Origin of the sequence: Pseudomonas edaphica, assembly GCF_005863185.1 — a bacterium.
GTDB lineage: Bacteria > Pseudomonadota > Gammaproteobacteria > Pseudomonadales > Pseudomonadaceae > Aquipseudomonas > Aquipseudomonas edaphica.
The window spans coordinates 1-5,472 of sequence record NZ_VBVZ01000420.1 but is presented as its reverse complement, the minus strand read 5'-3'; the positions used below and the strand labels follow the sequence as shown (position 1 = coordinate 5,472).

Annotated in this window: 5 protein-coding genes and 1 pseudogene; 2 read left to right on the top strand and 4 right to left on the bottom strand. The window is 61.2% G+C overall.

From position 1 onward, the window contains the following. Both FEM54_RS23060 and FEM54_RS23055 read right to left on the bottom strand, forming a co-directional pair. Positions 1 to 515 (bottom strand): annotated as a pseudogene (locus FEM54_RS23060) (GGDEF domain-containing protein); the annotation flags it as partial. Positions 516 to 625: 110 nt separating this feature from the next. Beyond that, positions 626 to 1,837, bottom strand: coding sequence for an MFS transporter (locus FEM54_RS23055; RefSeq protein ID WP_017138958.1), 1,212 nt, complete (start codon positions 1,835 to 1,837; stop codon positions 626 to 628). A gap of 97 nt (positions 1,838 to 1,934) precedes the next feature. On the opposite strand from FEM54_RS23055, the gene FEM54_RS23050 reads away from it, so the two are divergent. Further along, positions 1,935 to 2,756, top strand: a complete 822-nt coding sequence (locus tag FEM54_RS23050) for an AraC family transcriptional regulator (protein ID WP_065931628.1) — start codon at positions 1,935 to 1,937, stop codon at positions 2,754 to 2,756. Here FEM54_RS23050 and FEM54_RS23045 read toward each other — a convergent pair. After that, entirely contained in the window at positions 2,749 to 3,936 is a 1,188-nt protein-coding gene (locus tag FEM54_RS23045; protein ID WP_138453222.1) for an MFS transporter, read from the bottom strand. The genes FEM54_RS23050 and FEM54_RS23045 overlap by 8 nt on opposite strands. Next, the gene (locus FEM54_RS23040) at positions 3,936 to 4,958 is read right to left on the bottom strand and encodes an alpha/beta hydrolase (RefSeq protein ID WP_138453220.1); all 1,023 of its coding nucleotides are present in this window, start codon (positions 4,956 to 4,958) and stop codon (positions 3,936 to 3,938) included. The genes FEM54_RS23045 and FEM54_RS23040 overlap by 1 nt, the downstream gene beginning before the upstream one ends. Before the next feature lie 166 nt (positions 4,959 to 5,124). Between FEM54_RS23040 and FEM54_RS23035 the strand changes: the two genes are divergently transcribed. After that, positions 5,125 to 5,472, top strand: a 348-nt coding sequence (locus tag FEM54_RS23035) for an AraC family transcriptional regulator (RefSeq protein ID WP_138453217.1), incomplete at its 3' end; no start/stop codon positions are given.

Here is a 5,472-nt window from a genome sequence, read left to right as displayed (position 1 = left end):
CCGGGGATCAGCACCGACAATGCCTTGGCCACATAAAACGCGCCGTGAATCAGCAGCACATAGCGCAACTGCACCGCGCCGATGCTCAGGGACTTGCCATGGGGACGCAGCAGAAAGCTGGCGCGCAGGGTCGGCACTGCCACCAGCAGCGACTGCACCGCCAGCATGGCTTTGGACCATGGCAGCTCCACCGGCAGCATCAGCATCCCCAGCCATACCACCAGCATCAACAGCCATAGTGGTGAAAGGCGCGCCTGGGTAAAACGCGCCACGCCGAGCAGGAACAAAAAGTGCGCGGTGACCAGCAAGCCGTTGGCGAACCAGATACCGATCATCAACAGGCCACTGCCGCGTAGCAACGCCAGGGTAGAGCCGACGCTGATAGTCGCAAAACCTGCAGCCCAGAACAGCAGGGAAGCCTCGCGTACGCTGCGCCATTCAATGGCCAGATACAACGCGGCAGCGGCGGCCAGCGCGATGGTCAGAATCAGAATCGTAGGAGGGTCGAGCGTCATGTCGTGCCGGGCTGCCTGGGTGTGCGCTTGAAAATCGGGATTGTAAGCGCACACGCAGGTTTTTCAGAGCATTCCGGCTAATAGCACACGGCCAGCCGATAATCGGCGGGTCAGACGCCTTTGGTCGAAGGCAGCAATATCGTGAGGATGCCCGCCAGCGGCAGGAACGAGCAGATCTTATACACGTACTCAATGCCGTGGTTGTCAGCGAGCAAGCCCAGCAGCGCAGCACCAATGCCGCTGAAGCCGAACATCAGGCCGAAGAAGATACCGGCGATCATGCCCACATTGCCCGGCACCAGTTCCTGGGCGAAGACCACGATGGCCGAGAAGGCCGAGGCGATGATAAAGCCGATGACCACGCTGAGTACGGCGGTCCAGAACAGGTCGACGTAGGGCAGGGCCAGGGTGAAGGGCGCCGCGCCGAGGATCGAGAACCAGATGACTTTCTTGCGCCCGATCTTGTCGCCAATCGGGCCACCGGCGAAGGTGCCCACCGCCACCGCGCCAAGGAACAGGAACAGGTACATCTGCGAACTGGCCACCGACAGCTGGAACTTCTCGATCAGGTAGAACGTGAAGTAGCTGGTCAGGCTGGTCATGTAGAAGTATTTGGAGAACACCAGCAGCGCCAGCACCACCAGGGCAAAGGTCACGCGGCCTTTGGACAGGCCATGAGTGGCCTTGCCGCCTTGCTTGAGCTTGAACAGGTTGAGGTGGTTGCGGTACCAGCGGCTCAGGCCGTACAGCACCAGAATCGCAAACACGGCGAACAGCCCGAACCAGGCGATATGGCTCTGGCCGTAAGGAATGATGATCGCCGCCGCCAGCAATGGGCCGAAGGCGCTGCCGGTGTTGCCGCCGACCTGGAAGGTCGATTGCGCCAGGCCATAACGCCCACCGGAGGCCAGGCGTGCGACGCGCGAGGTTTCCGGGTGAAAGGTCGACGAGCCGACGCCCACCAGGGCCGCCGCCAGCAAAATCGCCGGGAAGGTGCCGACAAACGCCAGCATCAGAATGCCGATCAAGGTGCACACCATGCCGGCCGGCAACAGCCAGGGCTTGGGGTGGCGGTCGGTGTGGTAGCCGATCCAGGGTTGCAGCAGCGAGGCGGTCAATTGGAAGGTCAGGGTGATCAGGCCCACTTGGGTGAAACTCAGCCCGTAGTTGGCCTTGAGCATCGGGTAGATCGAGGGCAGCACGGCCTGGATCAGGTCATTGATCAGGTGGGCCAAGGCGCAGGCGCCGAGGACGCGCATAACCAAGGGGCTCACTTGGGGTGTAGTGGTTGCAGCGGCGGGTGACGCGGTAACGGTCGTCATGCAGGCATTCCATACAGGGCAGCAAACTGAGGTGGCGAGTACTTGAGCCCGGCACCCATTTCTAATTGTTTCGGCGGTTATGCTAAATTCGGTGCCAATGCCTGTCTCACGAAATTCGGGAGGCAACTGTCGCAAAAAGGGCGAAATGATCAAACCACTGAATGAATTTTTGCAGGAAATCGACGCAGGCGACTGGGCTGTCATCAGTTCCGCTACCGATTACCCCGAAAACTGGGTGATCCCCGAGCATAGCCACGAAAAGCACCAGTTACTCTACGCCATCGAGGGCGTGATGGTGGTGCACTCGGCGCACAACCAATGGACGGTGCCGTCCAATCGTGGCTTCTGGATGCCTTGCGGGCAAGTCCACTCGCTGCGCTGTGTCGGCCCGTTGAAAATGCGCAGTGTGTTTGTGCGCCCCGATGCGTTCCCGAACCTGCCGACCGAGACCAAGGCGGTGAGCGTTTCACCGTTGCTCAGTGAGCTGATCAAGGCGTCGGTGAGTTTGAAACCGCCGTATGCCGAGGACTCACGCGATGCGCGGATCATGCACCTGATCCTCGATGAGCTGGCGATTCTGCCGGCCTTGCCGCTGTCGTTGCCGCAGCCCGGCGACCCGCGTATCAACCGGATTTGCCTGGCGCTGCAGCAGGATCCCGGGGATGCGTCGACGGTGGAGGATTGGAGTGGGCGCCTTGAGCTGGACCAGAAGACCATCCAGCGTCTGTTTCGCAAGGAAACCGGGTTGACCTTTGGCCAATGGCGCCAGCAGGCGCGCTTGCTGCTGGCGCTGGAGCGGATTGCGGTGGGGCAGAAGATTATCGATGTTGCCATCGAACTGGGCTACGAGAGCCCGAGCGCCTTTACCAGCATGTTCAAGAAACAGTTTGGCAAGACGCCGAGTCAGTTTTTCAGGTAGGGCGGCTGGCCATCAACCCCGGCGCTGAGTGCCGCGCGGCCAGGCCTGCCAGCAGCGCGGCAACCCCCAGCGTGGCTGCGCTCAGTTCAAAGGTGGCCTGATAACCGCTGTGGTCGAACGCCACGCCACCGACAGTGGCACCGGCAGTAATCGCCAATTGAATGATTGCCACCATTAATCCACCGCCGGCCTCGGCATCGTCCGGCAACACGTGCGCCAACCAGGTCCACCAACCCACCGGCGCGGCGGTTGCCACGAAACCCCAGCAACCGAGTAACACGGCTGTGGTGACCGGCGAGCCGCCGAAGGCCACCAGAGCCACGGCGATCACCGCCATGATCAATGGAATGGCAATCAGCACAGGATACAGGCGGTTTTTCAGCACGCGCTCTATCAGCACAGTGCCCGCCAGCCCGGCCAGGCCGAGCACCAACAGCAGCAACGAGAGTGTGGAGGTACTGACCCGCGTGGCGCTTTCCAGAAACGGACGCAGGTAAGTGAACAGCATGAACTGGCCCATGAAAAAGCCGCTGATGGCGAGCATGCCCAGGGCCACAGGCGTCTGTTTGAACAAGCGCAGCACGTTGCCAGTCTTGGCCTGGCCTTGCACCTTGATCGCGGGCAAGCTGAACAGCAGCCATAGGCCAGCCGCTACCGCCACCGGCACGACGCAGAAAAATGCGCCACGCCAACCGATCAGTGCGCCGAGAAAACTGCCCAAGGGCGCCGCGATCACCGTCGCCAGTGCGTTGCCGCCATTCACGATCGCCAACGCGCGCGGTACTTGGGCCGTGGGCACCAGGCGCATGGCGGTCGCCGCCGACAGCGACCAGAAACCGCCGATGGCCACGCCGATCAGCGCGCGACCGAGCATGAACGTCAGGTAGTTCGGCGCCAGCGCCACCACGGTTCCAGACAGGATCATCAGGACGGTCAACGCCAACAGCAGACGCTTGCGCTCAACCCGCGCAGCGACGGCAGCGATGACCAGGCTGGTGAGCAAGGCGAGCAGACCGGACACCGAGATGCCTTGGCCGGCCTGGCCTTCGGAAATCTGCAGGTCGGCGGCCAACGGCGTCAGCAGGCTTACCGGCATGAACTCAGAGGCCACCAGTGCGAACGCCGCCAACGACATCGCAAACACCGCAGCCCAGCTATGCATCTGTGATTTATCGGGCATTATTTCAAGTGGCCTTTGAAGAAAGTGGCGAGTCTGTCGAAAGGGATCAGATCGACCCGGTCGTAAAGATCGACATGGCCTGCGCCCGGGATAATCAGCAGTTCCTTGGGCTCGGCCGCGCGTTGGTAGGCGTCTTCACTGAATTCACGTGAGTGCGCGTCGGCGCCGGCGATCAATAACAGCGGGCGAGGGGATAGCGTCTCGATATCGTTGAAGGGGTAGAAGTTCAGGAACTTCACATTACTGGTCAGGGTCGGCCGCGTGGTGGTTTGCGGTGAGCCGCCGACGGGTGTGAATTCGCCGCGCGCCGTACGGTAGAAATCGTAAAACTCATCACCCACCGCATCGCCGGTGAGGGTGGCTGGCGTGCCGCCGGTGTAGACGGTCTCGCCGCCCTGGAATTCCACATAGCGCTGGTTGGCGGCCTGGCGCAGCAGTTGCTGACGTTGCGCCAGCGTCACGCTATGTTTGAGGCCATTGCGGTTGGCCGCACCCATGTCGTACATGCTCACGGTAGCGATTGCCTTAAAGCGTGGGTCAATCTTCGCGGCGGCAATGGCGAAGCTGCCACTGCCGCAAATACCGATCACACCGATGCGCTCGCGATCAACTTGCGGGCGGGTACCGAGGAAATCCACGGCAGCGCTGAAGTCCTCGACGTAGAGGTCGGGCAGCACCGCATTGCGTGGTGAGCCTGCGCTATCGCCCCAGAATGACAAGTCCAGAGACAAGGTGACGAAGCCTTGTTCGGCCATTTTGGTAGCGTATAGATCTGCGCTCTGCTCTTTGACGGCGCCCATCGGGTGCCCAACCACAAGGGCTGGGTTTTTTGCGCCGGGGGCGAGGTTTTTCTGCATGAACAAATGGCCCGCCACCGCCATGCCGTACTGGTTGTTGAAGGTGACGTTTTGCACCGTCACTTTGTCGCTTTTGTAGAAGTTGTCAGCACCGTTGGACATATCGGCTCCCAATGAAGAAAAAGACGTCAGCAGCACGCTCAGGGCGAGCAAAAGGCTTTTCATGGCGTGATCCCGGATAAGGTTGGTCCGCGCATTTTCCCGGCATGGACCGGCGTTCTGTAGTGCGTTCCAGTGGATTACTTGCCTGATCCTCTGAGTCTTGTGGGTTGTCGGTGACACTTGCTTGGTGTGCGCGGTACAGTTCGGTCACGCGTTAAAAGAGCCTTTTATGACGATTAATCCATTGCCCCTGGACGCCTTGATCCAGGCGATCAACGCGCAGGTCACGGCGCCCGGCGATTACCCCATGCCAGTCCCGGGCCTGGGCTTTTATCGGCGTGAGCAGCCGGCAGCGCCGGTGGTGTGCATGGTCGAGCCGTGCGTCGTGCTGGTTGCCCAGGGTGAAAAACAACTGTGGGTCGGCGGTGAAGGCTACCCCTATGACCCGACGCGGTTTCTGCTGACGTCTTTGGATATCCCGGCCAACTGCGAAGTGCTGGTTGCCAGCCCGACCCGGCCCTGCCTGGGCCTGACCTACAAACTGGACCTGCGCATCCTCGCCGAGATGATCGCCCAG